The following is a 15,211-nucleotide window of genomic DNA, read 5'->3' on the forward strand; positions in this document are numbered from 1 at the left end:
TTCTAACCCTTTTTACCACAAAGAAATCGGCGCGAAATATAGTCTAATAGAAATATCTTTTAAGGAGGAATCGTATGAAACAACTAAGTTACAAATTACTTCTTGCCGTACTGACGGCAGGACTTTTGTATGCGCCGGAGGCGTATGCTTGCACCGGTATCGCCATCAACGCGCAAGACGGCACGCGGTTACTCGCGCGCACAATTGAGTGGAAAGGCGGCAACTTAAACAGCAAACTAATTGTCATGCCGCGGGGTATGAAAAACACCGCACTCACGCCGGCAGGCGAAAACGGAAAAACGTGGCACAATAAATACGGTGCCGTGGGGGCCAGCACCGTAGAGCCGCGCTTTGTAACAGAAGGGGTAAATGAAAAAGGGCTCAACGTGGGGATCTTTTATTTCTCGCATTACGGCAGTTTAACGCCGTACGAAGCCAAGCACGCTAAAAAATCAGTAAGCGACGGGGAGCTCGTGCGGTATATGCTTACCAACTTCGCCAGTGTAGACGAAGCGTTGGAGGGACTTAAAAAAATTGAGATTATCCCTATCGGCAAACCCGACGCCAGCGGCCACTATGCCACCGGACATTGGCGCATGAGTGATGCTTCGGGCAAAAGCATGATTTTAGAAATTACCGACCGCGGCGAACGCCACATCTACGAAAATAATTTGGGCGTGTTTACTAACTCGCCGGGCTTTCCGTGGCATCAGTCCAACTTGAATAATTATATCCACCTTTCCGGCGGAGAAACACCCGATAAAACAATTGGGGATGTGCACTTATTTTCGTTGGGCGGTGGCACGAATTTAATGGGCCTGCCCGGCGACTTAACACCGCCCTCGCGCTTGGTACGTGCGTTCTTTTTCTTGCACAGTGCCCCCGTGCCGGCGGATACGTACGCGGCGGTAACGCAGGCGTTTCACATCTTAAATAATTTTGATTTGCCTATCGGGGCAGAATATGCCCCCGGCGAGAAAATACCCGATATGCCCAGCGCGACCCAATGGACCGCCGTTTCCGATGTGACACACCCGGCATTCTATTACCGCACCATGTACAATTCCGCTATCCGCAAAGTGGACTTGACCAAAATTGATTTTGCTAAAGTACCCTATACGGTAACGGACATGGACGAAACACCGCGCGAAACATTTCACGAACGGAAATTTTAGTTGCGCTAAAATTGACAGAAACGCCCACCCGTTGTATGACACCGGGCGGGCGTTTTATCTATAAGATATGCTATAATATAGATAGATTTAAGCCCAGTTGGCGCAGCGCTTGTAACACAAAGTACGTTCCCGCTCTTAGGGAACGCGCCGACAGGAAAAGTAGTAGCGAAGTTGAACAATTTAAGTTGTAGAGAACAATTTTAAGCCCAGTTGGCGCAGCGGTAGCGCGTTCCCTTGACATGGGAAAGGTCACAGGTTCAATCCCTGTACTGGGCATTTTTTATTGGCATTTTTGCCAATAAAAATGCCCTTGTAGGAACAACAACTGCTTGTTGTTCCGTCAGGGATTGAAAGGCGGAGCGATGTTTTTGTTTGAGCGTGCGTAAGCCGCGAAAGGCAAAAACCGCGAGCCCGGCCTGCAGGCATTTTGCGTCAGCAAACCTCGTTTCCCGACGAGGATTTCTTGTTTTATACTGATTTTAGACTTTTTTAGCGGACACCCCAAAAAGCCCGTTTTTTGCGCATTTTTGCAGATTTTTGTAGTTTTATTGTCAATATTCTGGCAATGGCTTTTAGAAGGAAAACGAGGCGTTTTAACGGTTTTAATTGGCAATTTGGCAAAATGGCCTCGACGGAGCGGGCAAATTTGCGCGGGAAAGGTGAAAAATAGCGGGCAAAAGCGGCTATAAATGGCTATATTTCGCGCGTCAAAAAGAAGAGCGGCGAAATCTAGCGGTAGAATTAAGGCGGTAACATCGGAAAAATAAAATTTGGACTCTAGAAACAAAACCTAGGATGAAAATTTTTTGGAAAAATTCTACCACTTTCTTACCCATAATCCCCCAAAAATGATACATATAAGACCGATTTTTGATTTCAAAAAATTGAGCCGATTTCAATATTATTTTTATTTTTGATACAAACACGCTATCGTTTAACATCCTCCGCATATACATAGATACGTTTAGCGGCTGATAAAGCATTTAATTTCTGTTTTAGTTTTGCAGGAGAGCATTGGTATTTTTTATACAAATGCTTTTTATATAGAGAAGAGAAAAAAGTGCTAACAAACCGTTTTTCTAGCTCTATTTTTTTCGCTTTTACAATCTCTCCTATATCTAATTTTGTGCATTTAAACCAAATATTTCTTAGCGATATCTTAAATTTTGAATCGCAATATGTTTTATAATCGTCTTGCCAGTGTGCGTGTGAGGTTTGCCCCAGGGGAATTGTGCCAATACGATGTTGGTATTTGGGCATTTTGATATGCCATTGACGATAATCTAAAACAACAAAATTATTTACCATCACTAAACGGGACATTTGTTCTTTCTCGCGGGTGATATCAAAATAACTGTCAAAGGTAATTTCGGGGAATTTCTGATGTAACGCTTGATAAAACAAATACTGTTCGGGAGAATAGCGGAATATTGCTCCTGGCCAAGGGTCAATTTGATAATTTGGTTTAGAATGATTGTTCCACCACAAAGAATAAGCAGGATCTGGTTGTAGAGGAATATCAAATAATTTTTTAATATCTGCAGTGAATCCAAAAAACATCCAGTCAGAGGGATGAAACAAAGTAGGTATTTTTACCCCCTGACGGAAATTAAACTGCGGGGCAAACAAATAATAATTTAAAACGCGATGACGGAATAATTGATACTGTTCAACTCGTTGCTGGTATGCGTCCCAATATTTCAAAAACTCCGCATCTTGTAGAATAATATCGGTACGCAATTTAAGAACATATTTAGTTCGTATCTGAGGAAGAACCTGTTGCATCCCAAAAATCAGACGATTGGTGTTATTTAAACTCGGATTTTTAGGATTATTATGAATAACTACGGAAGGAGGCGGATTCCCAATGACAATCTGGTTGCACGATATACCGCGAATATCCTCATTGTTCCACGTTGACAAAACAATACGAGCCCCAGGTAAGGCCCGATTAGTGGCATCAATAGCATTTTGTGTAATTGTAGGGATAATAGGCCCTTGCAAAATAACAGTAATTTCAGTATTTTTCGGTAAAGACATAATAGACACTCTTAGATAGGATTTTGATTATATAGCCCATAATGTGGAAAAGTTCCTCTATCCAATGTCTCCCCTTAGATATCATTTTTTCTATGGGCTGAAAAAAACATTTGTAGTGATGATACAAACGTTCAATATCTGGGGCTATGTATATCTTGTATGGCATAATAAATTTTGGATCACAGTATTGCTTATATAATTGCAACCAATCTTTATGAGTGTATTGAGCAGAATAATCCCATTTATAAGGATCAAATTTCATAAAATTGATACCAAAATCTTCATAGTTAATAATGACAACATTGTTGGCAAAACTCAATTCACTTTCATATAGATTTTTACTGGAAATATCTGTAAAATGATTGAACACAAACGATTGTCCACTCTTAAGCAAACAAGAAGTCCAAATATATTGTTCAGGAATCCAACGAAATAACCACGTCGGAATAGGGTCTATTTTTGGGCGAGGGTGCCCTTTGAAATATACACTATCGGCAACGGATATACTTGGAATATTCCATATCTTTAATAAATCTTCTGTCAAACCAAAAAAAACCCAGTCCGACACGTGAAAACAAAAATTTGTTTTATGTGGATTAGCACAATATAAGTTGTTAATTAATACGCGTTCTGTTAACACGCGGCAATCATCAGTACGTTTAGGAAATTTTTTCCAATAACGTAAAAAATTGAGAGAGGTTAACGAAATATCTGTACGCAGTTTCAGAGCATAGCGCCGTTGGACCTTTTTGAGTCCATTTTTTGTTGATATAATTTGTCTATTAACATTATTTTTTACATTCCATTGTTCATCACAAATACTACAACCAGGATCCCGATTCAGTACTAAAATATCATAATCTAAGCCTTTAGTTTCTGTTCCTCTCCACGTGGATAGGATAATTTCTGCCCCAGGTAAATATTGGCGAATACTCGCCAAACACAGAGGAGTTAGTCGCGCGTCTACTGCTCCTTGTACCACCACTGAAATATCCTTCGGATCAATAGAAATCTTACGCAATATATTTGTCATTATTGGCTCCTGGATGTTTTACTACCACATTGACAGTATTATCTTCCAAACACTCAAAATCTGTCGTTTCACCTGGTTCCATAACAATAATATCGTTAGAACCATATTCCACACCGTTCATCTTTACGCGCCCCGAAATAATAACTGTAATTTCCGTGGCAATTTTATGATAATGCGCCGACTCATAATCGCCCTTTTTATAACGTTTAACCGCCACTTCCACATCATTTGTGCTGAGTACCGTGGGCGTAAATTTTCCCACGAACCACCCTTTTACCATCCTGGTCAATTTGTCTGTTTTCATATTTCTTCACTCCGTTTAATTGTTCAATAAATTTTTTCAAGTTTTGGTAACATACATCATTGACGGTTTTTACTTGAAAGACGTGCGCTCCACTAGCGTGCGCCGCCGCCAAACCGTGGGGGTTATCTTCACAAATGACCACCTCCGTAGGATTCAAACCTAGCCGTTTAATAGCGGTAAGATAAATCTCGGGATTGGGTTTTGGTGTTGTTACATCCTGGTTGGAGAGGAAGAAATCCAAATAAGGTTTCAGTTGTGTTTTTATCATCATTTCATCTACAAAATGACGAATAGAGTTAGAACACACCGCCAAAGAATATCCTTTCTGTTTTAAGGCGTGCAATACTTCTACGTGTAACGGATTTTCTTTACATAACCTGCCCGCTATCTCCAACACCAATTCCTGTTTTAACGCATTGATTTCCTTGCGCTTCTCCTCGCTAATATCGGGTAGATGCCGGCGCAATTTAACAGCCGTAGGCAAACCATCGTAGGTAGTGAGATGATCTTGGCGGGAAATAGGAGCATAGCCCTTGAGTTCCAATGCCTTATTAAGTGCCTCATAGTGCCATTCTTTGGCATCCAATAGCACTCCATCCATATCAAATAATACGGCCTTAATGGTCATTGCCTTTCCTCCAAGCCAAATAAGCATCTAAATCTTCGGGCGTTCCGATACCGTGCATTTGTGATTTCTCAATAGAATAAATCCCGAATTTTTCCCCCTGCCTAATAGCATAGTTGTAAACAGGAGCCACATAAAACTCATTATTTACACGTTCGTTACGCACAAACATATCTAGGGCATTCTCTACAAAATCACGCCCCCGCTCAAAATAGTAAATACCCACCGTAGCGTGAGGACTAATAACTTGTTTCTCCCGAATTTCCGTAATCAATCCGTTGTCATCCAGTTTGGCATAGGACCATTTGGGATGATTATCTTCAAAACACAAGACGGAGCCATCTAAACCTCTCTGCCGACTATCTTCCCAGTAATGTGCAATTTCCATATCTACTAATTGGTCGGAATTGGCAATTAACAGAGGCGTATTGTTGTTGATTAAACGATGGGCGTGCAACACCGTACAAGCCGCACCTTCCGTCAATTTATCAATCAGCACGAATTGGGCGGGATAATTATGTTTTATCCACGCAATTGTTTCGGGTTCTTTTTCATAATGCTCTGCGCGTGCCAGTAAAATAAATCGTGCGTTTGGCATAGATAAATTTTCTAGCACGTGTGCAATCATCGGCTTACCCAAAACGTCAATAAACGGTTTAGGTTTTTTATATCCCACTTTGGCAAAACGACTCCCTTGTCCTGCCATAGGAATTACTATGTTAATCTCTTGCATTGAAATATTCCTCCGCTTGTTTAGGATAATCTGTACATAAGTAAATATTGGGATTCCCCAAATCGTTTAACAAGTTTTTCAGTTTCAGCCACACTTTTAAGTATTGTTGTTCTTGCTTTCCCCAAGGGTGCAGTTCAGGTGAAACAAAACAAATCTGTTTGTCTGCCTTCAGATGATTAGAAATAGAAAGCAAATTATAAGCCAACACACGCTCGTCTTCTTCAAATTGGTCTATCCACAAACCTTTGCAGAGTTGATATAGTTGCCCTAAGTGTTGTAACGATTGTTCAAATTCGCTTTGGCGCAAGAAAAAAGGAAGGCCGAATTGATTATCAACTATTGTGTTGGGAATAGACATATCAAACGTAAAATAATGCTTGATATGATATTGCTCTACCTGTTGTTGGAGTAAAGGTTGCAAACCATCGGCCTTGATATTAAAAGCAATACAAGCCGTAGATTTATGGGCTTGGTACGAATCAAGCAATACAGATAAGGGAAGCGAATTTTCATCGGCAGGGTTATGAGAGACCCGCAGTTCTCCTTTGTAATCTCGTATATCTACCTCAATGCCCCAATGATGAACAAGTGCCTGATTAAACGCCTCTAACGAGTTCGGCTGTTGCGGGGCTTGCGGTACGTTCCACGCGCCTCGGTGTGCGATAATTTGCATAATACCATCTCCTCAGTTTAAAAATCATCTAGGGGGAATATCTTGGCGGAGGTATCCCCCTGCGGAGTCCATAAAAAAGCAGGACTCCAAATCAATGGAATCCTGCAAAGCAGATGGTATCTAAAAATAAACGGTTGAGTTGCTATCTAAGCCAAGTTCGGGTCTTAGTCTCACAAAACAACCGTAGTCGCAATCCTTAAATCACGCAATGTGCCAAGGATATACGACATTCGATAGAAGGCATACTCGGGAGCTACCCGTTTATACCCTCTATCTAAACAGCTGTTTCTGGACGAACTTGGACTTAGAATCTTCTAAGTACCATCCTATCCTTCAATAGGATTCCAAAAACGTTACAAATTGTATACAGGCCACGTCTAAGGCCCAGTAAATTACTACCTACTCCTCTAAGTCAAATATATATCTATGTTACCATATTTAAGCTATCAAATGGTAACCAAGGAAACTCAAAAGCACAACACATTGTTCGTTCTTTTCCTTATTTAGTATATTGAAAATAAGTATCCCTAGCACAGGGAGAAATTTAGAAAAAAGTAGAGAAAGATATGTTCACAGAAAGTATATTCCCCTGGGTGGTTTTAGACTTCAACACATCAAAAGATGTAGCTGATTGGATCGCCGCTATTGGCCCAACTGCTATGGCTTTTATCGCCGTTTGCGTTGCAGTTTGGCAACTCTGGGTATCCAACAAACAGAAGAATCTCAACAAACAGCAAATTCAAATTAATAAACAACAACTTGAATTTAACAAACAACAGATAGAAATTCAACGTTGCAATTTCGTGTATGGCGGATTTATCAAAGAAAAACAAGATAAATTATTGGAATTAAGAAATCGTTTTTTGAAATTCAGAGATATTAATATGCTATTTTTGTCTATTATATTTCCTTGCGGAGCAATAGACAAAAAACAAACTCCAGGATTTACTCCACAAGATATTACAGATATTAGTGTAGCAGATTTATTCGTTTCATATTATATAGACTCTCAAGAAATACCCAACAATCTCCTAGAAAAAGCAAGTAAAATTAATGCAGAGTTTTATCAATTTTTAGAAGACAATAAAATTTTTTTAGATGAAGACCCCAGATTATATTTATATCTTCATAAAATGGCTTGCGGGTTTAGTGAATTTTTCAAAGAATTTATAACGAAAAAGGATTTGTGTAAAGAATTTGATATGGTAGTAAATTACCTAATCAAAACTGCCAATTTTCATAGTGTATTTACATACGCCGATACTGTTAGCAGTAAATTGTGGTTAAAGAAATTACGCCAATATTTTTATACCGCTACGCGTTATCGTTTCTGTATTGATGATGAAGGTATAAACACAAATATTTTGTACAGAGGCCCTGACTCAATATTCGAACACAACAAATTACAATACAACGAGGAAGAATGGGCTTCAAATGATAAAATAGCATTCTTTACCCATATTGTCTTTTTTGGATGGTTTCAGTTTTGGCGAGACAGCATTGACAGATCCTTCGCAACTGCTTTTAGCGATCTAAAACGAGTCAGGAACTCTACAAAAGAGTAATTGTAAAGATACAAATATGGTCTAACGGAGATTGGGATGTCCGCATCGTTGCTTCTACCATACCCGACTCACAAGTATTGACCTCGCTGTTTATACGCTCTTAACCCTTCCTTTCAGCCCAGGAAATCAACATCTACACTCTAATATATTGTAGTTTCTTTATTGTCTTCGTCGACAAATTAACTTTGGTTAACACTTGTATATTGTATATAAGGGCAGAATTGGCATATTGGGCAGACAATTTGATGAACATCTAAACAATATAACAATGCAAAAAGATTGTTTTTTATCAACCCAACCGATGTGTAAACAAAAAAGATTAAAAATCGTTTACATTTTAGTATTAAGTAGAGGCAGGAAATAAAGAAATACTGCTAACTTAACAGAGGTCAATTTTACGTTACCTTACAACAAAAGAAACAAAGAGCATTTAAAATTATCCTTGTTTTTTAAGAGAAATTAGGAAAAGTTTACACTTATATATTTGTTGAACACCTAAAAAGGTTCCCAGGTTTAAAGACTTGGATTTTAAACTTAAGGAGCGTCAACAAATATGATTGACAGAATGAAAGGCGGTATTGAAGAAGAAGATGTAAAAGAAATGTGGTCGGGAAGTGCAGAGGATATAAAACAAAGTAAAGCAACGAATCCTAAAAATAAACCCTCCGTATTTTACCATCACCAGAAGAAACAGTATGTATTTGATGTGGCTGTACCAAGATGCCTGTTTGAAAATAATTTAGAAGAAGCAACAGACACAGATTTGGGATTGATTGTGTCAGAAATTCAAGCGGCATTTGCTAGAAAGGGTTTAATGGTATCCAAGAAGGCAATAGAAAATGCAGGAATTTTCTATTTGGAATATGGTAAAAACATCATTTTGCCTGTGGAATGTTGCCTACTAGCTCTCTTTAAACGGCTTGGAAAATGTCTAACCAAGGGATATAACGCCCCCGAATTTCATCACTATAGGAAAGGTAGACGAGATGGGTATAAGGCAAGTGTAAGCAATGAGGGCAGGGATGTGGGCTTTTACGATAAAACGACCAAAGAAATTGTAGGAAAAGGTTATTTTAACAAAACTAATAGGAACATCTATACGACATTGTTAGCAAATGGCAAACAAGTTCTCAGATATGAAGTTACTTTCTATGGTAGCCCCGCTGTAAAACATTATTTATCAAAATTCAAACGATGTGAGCAAAAATTTACTCTACAAGATGTTTGGGATAGTAATTTGATTCAACAAGTGCTGGTGAGTGCTTTAAAAGAAGTTGTAGACAATTTACCCCCCGCAGGATGTTCCAAAGAAACAGAACTTAAACAGATAGCTCACGCAATTAAACAGGGCGTTTCGGTAAATGATATCGCCCAATATACAGGATTGGAAACCCTAGAAAGAAGGCACGGTGCATATACTATTAAAGAACTGTTCAATCCCATAGAGAAGCGATACAACAGCCAAAAAGCGCAATACAATCAATATGCCGATGCTAAAAAGAAACAAGCGCGACTTGGTGATTATTTTAAGGGGCGCAAAGATTATGTAGTTAGAAAAATAGTTCGTGTAGTACAAAATTTCAAACCGCTTCGGCTAGATTACCGAAGCAACAGAATGATGGAAGATTTGCAGTAAATATTTAGAAAGGAAGTAAAAAATGAATAATTTAATTAAACAACTAGAAGAATACCGATTAAAAAACAGACTTACCCAAGAAGAATTGGCCCAATTATTAGGCGTTTCCTGCGTGTCAGTCAACAAATGGCTTAATAATCATACGCGACCTCAAAAGTTGCAAGTTTACCAAATTGAACAACTGGTAAAATCCCAAGCAGAAAAGACCGTGAATCACTAGTCAGTCTGCCAATGTATATTATGTGAGAATAAGTAAGGTTAATAGGATAAATAGTCATAAAGAGTAAAAAATCAGTATCAAAAGCATATAGTAAGATTGACAAGCTAATGAGAGCATTTTTTACAAGATAAAAAGGCAGTAACTATCAATAAAGACAGATTCGATAAATCTTAGTTCCCTATTCAACCAATCACTTAAAACCGAGGACAACAACAAAAATGCAAGTTAATATAAGTCCCTTGATGGATGTAAATGAAGTAGCCGCATATTTACACCTCTCCCCCGCTACTATTTATTCTAAAAGAACCCGTAGAGAGTTCCCCGAAGGCACTATAGTCAAATTATCAGGAAAATTACTCTTTAAGCGGGAAAAAATAGAGCAAATGGTGGAAGATGCGACAGAACTTTCTTTTAACCATTCGTAAAAATTCGGTTGTTTGGCTTAGTCAAATAAAACATTGAAAGTAAGCCCAATAACCTCCAAAAATAAAAACTTAAGATTTGATCTTGAAAAAAGAAAGGATCATATATACAATACGATCTGGAAAAATATAGGAGAAATTGATATGAAAATTTACCAAGATAAAAAAGGACGATATGGAATTGATTACAAAGATAAAACAGGCAAAAGACACCGCCAAATTGTTGCTACAAACGAATCAGCCGCCAAGGAAGAATTAGCTAAGCGTACAAATGATTTCTATCAAGCTAAAAATGATCCGCGTTTGATGCAAGAAAGCCAACTATTTAAAGATATGGCCAAGTTGTTCACCACCCACCACGTCAATTTGTTACCATCCCAACCAACTTATTTATCTATGTTCAAAAGGATAACAACACATTTTGGCAATTATACTTTAAAGGAAGTTACTCCATTAGAGGTGCAAACCTTCTATAACCAAATAGTCCAAGAATCTTCAGCTTCCACTGCTGACCGCTACTTTGGCATCATCAGCAAGTTTTTTAATTGTTTGAGCGATTGGGATAAATATAGCGGGCCTAATCCGTGCCGAAAGGTTAAAAAACAACGCGCGGAACAACCTTTTGAGCCACATCCGATAAATGAACAAGAAATTCAAAGGCTCTTACCATTCATTAGTGATGAAGTGCGTCCTTGTGTAACCATTGGATTTTATACGGGGCTTAGACGGCAAGAATTATTGGGTCTGCGTTGGGAAAATATTGATTTTACGCACCGCACTATCTATATTCCTAAAACGAAGACCGAACGCCCGCGCACCATAGGTCTAACCGCAGATATTGAACAAATATTGCAGGGCTTAAATCCGCAAAAAAGTGGCCTCGTATTTGAAAAGGTGACTAAAGATAAATTAAAATACCAACTCAACAAGGCATCCGCAAAATCAGGCGTTGGCCATATACGTCCACACGATATGAGACACTCTTTCGCAATTAATTTCTTAAATCGTGGCGGGAGTTTGGAGTTTTTACAAAGACTCCTTGGGCATAGCAAAATAACCACTACGCAACGCTATTTGCGGTTCAAAACAGGTGAAATCGCCAGTAAAATGATGGTGATGGATGGGATGATCCCGCTTAGTATTGTATAGGAGAAAGCCGTAATCTACGCATAAACTACGCACTTTTTGCGTACTTTATGCGTAGTTTATGCTATAATGGGTGTACAGGAGCGAATTATGTATATCTATCAAAATGGAAATTGGCCGCACTTTACGTGGGATGAAACCAAAATTTTATCCTTGCTTGCACAGGTTAAACTAGCGCAAGGATTGTTATTGGGTAAAATGCAAAATATCGGATTTGCTATGCAAGATAACGCCTTGCTTCAAACGCTTACGGAAGAAATTTTGAAATCCAACCAAATTGAAGGCCAACTGCTAGATATAGCGCAAGTTCGCTCCTCTATTGCCAGGCGTTTGGGACTACCTAATGAGGATATTTCCGTAGCCCGCAATGTGGACGGCACAGTGGAAATGATGTTAGATGCTATTCAGCACTATGAGGCACCTATCAACAAGGCGCGTTTGTGTACGTGGCATCAACATATGTTCCCTGACGGAAAGAGTGGTTTTTATACGATTAAAGCGGGCGATTATCGTGATGATAAATTAGGCCCAATGCAGATTGTTTCGGGGCCGATGGGACAAGAAAAAGTCCATTACCAAGCCCCCACCGCTATTGTTTTGGATGCGGAAATGGAAAAGTTATTTCAGTTTATCAATACAGACCCAACCGATAATGTGCTCAAAGCCGCTACTACGCACTTGTGGTTTGTTATTTTGCACCCGTTTGACGATGGAAACGGACGCATTGCCCGCGCTTTAACGGAATTATTACTGGCGCGAAGCGAATCTTCTTCCAACCGCTTCTATTCTATGTCGTCACAGATTGCCAAAGAGCGTAAAGAGTATTACAAACAACTGGAAATTACGCAACAAGGTGATTTGGATATTACGGATTGGTTAGAGTGGTTTTTACATACGCTAGAGAAGGCCATCAAAGATTCGGAAGAACTGTTAAAGACGGTTTTGGCTAAAGCAACTTTCTGGAAACAGCATCAAGGGGAAACTTTCAATGACCGCCAAAGCAAGATGCTCAATATGCTGTTTGACGGCTTTACAGGCAATTTAACCAGCACCAAATGGGCTAAAATATGTAAATGTTCTCACGATACCGCTAGCCGTGATATAGCCGATTTACAACAGCGTGGTATTTTAGAGCAGATTGGAGCAGGAAGAACAACGCATTATAAACTGAATAGATAAATGTTGTAAGATATTTCTAATAGAGTCTAGGAGAGAAAACATATGGAAGAACCAGTGAAACAATCTGCGACAGTAGATTTAAGAGGTGCACTTAGAGTTGTTCATAAAGCAGGTAATAAATTAGCCCCTATCTTTGAAGCATTTACTAACGCGTGGGAAGCTATTGAAGAAAAATATCAGCAAAACTTAGAAAGTGGCCAAATAAATATTAATCTCTTCTTCATTTATATCGATTCTCAAAAACTCAAATCTTTTAAATCGATAGAAATTGCCGATAATGGTATTGGATTCACTGAATCTAATTATGCCCGTTTTAACGATTTATTTAATGGAACAAAAGGGAAAGGAAATCGTGGCTCAGGAAGGCTACAGTACGTTCATAGTTTCGAAGATGTGAGATTTGAAAGTATATACTTAGATAATGGGTCTGTTTTTTCACGTATATTCCATTATAATAAACAAAATGGAAAAAATTTTATTGGAGATGCTTTGTTTACGAAAGTCCCAAATGAGAAACAGACAGGAACTCGCGTGACAATGAGTCAATTAAAAAACCAAAGTGACCAAACATATTATGATTCCTTATCTATAGAACAACTCAAAATTTCTTTGATTATTCAATACCTTTTTAAATTTTCAGGGCATTCCTTCCCTAAAATTACCATTAATTTCTTCTATAATGACAAGTTAAAAGAAACACAAAATATCGATTTAAAAGATATACCAACTCCTGCTAATACTGTTCAATTGGAAGTTGCCTACCAAAAACCAGTACTACAGGAAATTAAAAACAAAGGTGGAGAAACAAACAATACTCCTAAGGTAATTTGGGAGTCTACCACAGAAGCCGCTCAGCTACAAGCAACAAATTTCGTACTGCCGAGTTCTGTCGCTTCAGGGAACAAAATCACACTCTATAGCCAGAATACAGCCATTCAGGACTTATCCTTTCCAGATATTTTTAAATCGAAAGAAACTATTGGAAATTCCCATTTCTTAACAGCTATCCAGGGAAAATATTTAGATAGTTTACCTATAGCTGACGAAAGTCGTTCTAAACTCCAATTTCCTGACAAACATAATATAGAACAAGAAACTTTACAAAATTCATTATTTCCTTCTGATGAGAAATATATATTTTTAGAAGATGTGAAAGATTCTGTTCGACAATCTTTAACAAAATTTTATCCCTCTTTAAAAACCGTCCTCGATGAACGTAATGCCAACGTGAACTCTATTGTAAAAACTTTTAATATATCTGATGATACTCAACGGAAGACAAACCTAGAGTTAGGTGATATTTCGACACAAAAAATCTTAGAAAAGTTCTATATTACAGAAGCTCAGAAGAAGTCAAAAAAAGATGCTGAAATCAAGCAAATATACGATACCGTTTGTGATTTAAACCCTTCCGATGAGCAATACTTTGAAAAACTTAAATGGAAAAGCAAAGAGTTACTTAATTTAATTCCTCAGCAGAATTCAGAAGACTTAAGTTTATATATTGCTCGTCGTGAAATGGTTATTGCATTACTTGACAAAATCCTTTCCAAGGAAACTACAATACAAAAACAATGGAATAAAAATGAAATACGTAAACAAACAGAAGAATTATTGCACAATCTATTATTTAGAAAATATCAATCCACAGTTCCAACAAATAGCGATTTGTGGATATTAAACGAAGATTTTATATATTTTTCGGGACATTCGGAAATTGCCTTAAAGGACATCAAAATCGATAATGAGACCTTATTCCGTGAAAATCTAGAAGCCGAGATTCAAAATTATGGTATTAAAATTCCTGTTGAAAGAAGACCTGATATCTGTCTATTTCCAGAAGAAGGGAAATGTGTTTTGATAGAATTAAAAGCCCCAGAAACTGATGCTAAGGATTATTTGTTACAAATCCAAAGATATGCACGCCTAATTGCAAATTGCTCTAAAGAGAAGTTTCAAATCAATCAATTTTATGGATATTTAATTATTGAAAATATTAATGAATATGATACAGGTGGTTTCCAACCAGGGATTCAAGAAGGTACGTGGTTTCATCCCTCCGAAACTTTATATGGAATCAAGGATGAGAGCAAAATTGTTAAAGGGGTTTTATACCAAGAAATTATTAAATGGTCTTCTCTACTGGAACGGGCCAGTAAAAGAAATAGGAAATTTGCTGAGTTACTAAACATCCGCTACCAAAACAAAGAGGCTGCTAAATAACCCCCATTGTCAATATTTGGGCAGTGGCAAAAAATGTCAAACGAAACACTCATTTTATCGACGAGAAATTTCCCTGTCAAGGGCCGATGCGCCCTTGACATGGGAAAGGTCACAGGTTCAATCCCTGTACTGGGCACCATTTAAAAACCCACCTTTTTGGTGGGTTTTTTAATGGTCAGTAGCACACCAACTGCTTGGTGTGCGACAGGGATTGAAAGGCGGAGCGATGTTTTTGTT

General features: G+C 38.3%; 14 protein-coding genes and 1 tRNA gene. 9 read left to right on the plus strand and 6 right to left on the minus strand.

Annotated features, from left to right (window positions below):
• Positions 1-74 precede the first annotated feature (74 nt).
• Together ACQY2W_RS04630 and ACQY2W_RS04635 are read left to right on the plus strand one after the other, a co-directional pair.
• Positions 75-1,175, plus strand: a complete 1,101-nt coding sequence (locus ACQY2W_RS04630) for a linear amide C-N hydrolase (protein ID WP_428049856.1) — start codon at positions 75-77, stop codon at positions 1,173-1,175.
• Between the two features lie 204 nt (positions 1,176-1,379).
• Positions 1,380-1,451: transfer RNA gene (locus tag ACQY2W_RS04635), tRNA-Val, on the plus strand.
• A 651-nt stretch (positions 1,452-2,102) separates the two neighbouring features.
• Here ACQY2W_RS04635 and ACQY2W_RS04640 read toward each other — a convergent pair.
• The 6 genes from ACQY2W_RS04640 to ACQY2W_RS04665 are packed head-to-tail and all read right to left on the minus strand — an operon-like array spanning position 2,103 to position 6,583.
• Complete coding sequence (locus ACQY2W_RS04640; protein ID WP_428049858.1) at positions 2,103-3,215, minus strand: WavE lipopolysaccharide synthesis family protein; 1,113 nt, start codon at positions 3,213-3,215, stop codon at positions 2,103-2,105.
• On the minus strand, positions 3,193-4,248 hold the full coding sequence (locus ACQY2W_RS04645; RefSeq protein WP_428049860.1) for a WavE lipopolysaccharide synthesis family protein: 1,056 nt from the start codon (positions 4,246-4,248) through the stop codon (positions 3,193-3,195). Before ACQY2W_RS04645 ends, ACQY2W_RS04640 begins: the two co-directional genes overlap by 23 nt.
• Entirely contained in the window at positions 4,229-4,552 is a 324-nt protein-coding gene (locus ACQY2W_RS04650; protein ID WP_428049862.1) for a hypothetical protein, read from the minus strand. The genes ACQY2W_RS04645 and ACQY2W_RS04650 overlap by 20 nt, the downstream gene beginning before the upstream one ends.
• Complete coding sequence (locus ACQY2W_RS04655; protein WP_428049864.1) at positions 4,473-5,180, minus strand: HAD family hydrolase; 708 nt, start codon at positions 5,178-5,180, stop codon at positions 4,473-4,475. The genes ACQY2W_RS04650 and ACQY2W_RS04655 overlap by 80 nt, the downstream gene beginning before the upstream one ends.
• Positions 5,170-5,901: a glycosyltransferase family 2 protein gene (locus ACQY2W_RS04660; protein WP_428049908.1), complete on the minus strand. Its 732-nt coding sequence runs from the start codon at positions 5,899-5,901 to the stop codon at positions 5,170-5,172. The genes ACQY2W_RS04655 and ACQY2W_RS04660 overlap by 11 nt, the downstream gene beginning before the upstream one ends.
• Positions 5,897-6,583 (minus strand): hypothetical protein, encoded by a 687-nt coding sequence (locus ACQY2W_RS04665; protein ID WP_428049866.1) that lies wholly within the window; start codon positions 6,581-6,583, stop codon positions 5,897-5,899. Before ACQY2W_RS04665 ends, ACQY2W_RS04660 begins: the two co-directional genes overlap by 5 nt.
• Before the next feature lie 566 nt (positions 6,584-7,149).
• Between ACQY2W_RS04665 and ACQY2W_RS04670 the strand changes: the two genes are divergently transcribed.
• The 7 genes from ACQY2W_RS04670 to ACQY2W_RS04700 all read left to right on the plus strand — a co-directional run bounded on the left by ACQY2W_RS04670 (position 7,150) and on the right by ACQY2W_RS04700 (position 14,974).
• Positions 7,150-8,148: a hypothetical protein gene (locus ACQY2W_RS04670; RefSeq protein ID WP_428049868.1), complete on the plus strand. Its 999-nt coding sequence runs from the start codon at positions 7,150-7,152 to the stop codon at positions 8,146-8,148.
• A 553-nt stretch (positions 8,149-8,701) separates the two neighbouring features.
• Positions 8,702-9,784 carry a hypothetical protein gene (locus ACQY2W_RS04675; RefSeq protein WP_428049870.1) on the plus strand — a complete coding sequence of 361 codons (1,083 nt, stop codon included), beginning with the start codon at positions 8,702-8,704 and terminating at the stop codon, positions 9,782-9,784.
• 22 nt (positions 9,785-9,806) lie between these two features.
• A complete protein-coding gene (locus tag ACQY2W_RS04680; protein WP_428049872.1) occupies positions 9,807-10,004 on the plus strand; it encodes a helix-turn-helix transcriptional regulator in 198 nt (65 codons plus the stop codon).
• A gap of 242 nt (positions 10,005-10,246) precedes the next feature.
• The gene (locus ACQY2W_RS04685; protein WP_428049910.1) at positions 10,247-10,429 is read left to right on the plus strand and encodes a helix-turn-helix transcriptional regulator; all 183 of its coding nucleotides are present in this window, start codon (positions 10,247-10,249) and stop codon (positions 10,427-10,429) included.
• Positions 10,430-10,570: 141 nt separating this feature from the next.
• Positions 10,571-11,575 carry a tyrosine-type recombinase/integrase gene (locus tag ACQY2W_RS04690; protein WP_428049874.1) on the plus strand — a complete coding sequence of 335 codons (1,005 nt, stop codon included), beginning with the start codon at positions 10,571-10,573 and terminating at the stop codon, positions 11,573-11,575.
• An 87-nt stretch (positions 11,576-11,662) separates the two neighbouring features.
• Positions 11,663-12,751, plus strand: coding sequence for a Fic family protein (locus ACQY2W_RS04695; protein ID WP_428049876.1), 1,089 nt, complete (start codon positions 11,663-11,665; stop codon positions 12,749-12,751).
• Between the two features lie 42 nt (positions 12,752-12,793).
• Positions 12,794-14,974: a hypothetical protein gene (locus tag ACQY2W_RS04700; protein WP_428049878.1), complete on the plus strand. Its 2,181-nt coding sequence runs from the start codon at positions 12,794-12,796 to the stop codon at positions 14,972-14,974.
• Positions 14,975-15,211 lie beyond the last annotated feature (237 nt).

It is taken from the genome of Candidatus Avelusimicrobium caledoniensis (assembly GCF_902756455.1).
GTDB classification, from domain to species: Bacteria; Elusimicrobiota; Elusimicrobia; order Elusimicrobiales; family Elusimicrobiaceae; genus Avelusimicrobium; species Avelusimicrobium caledoniense.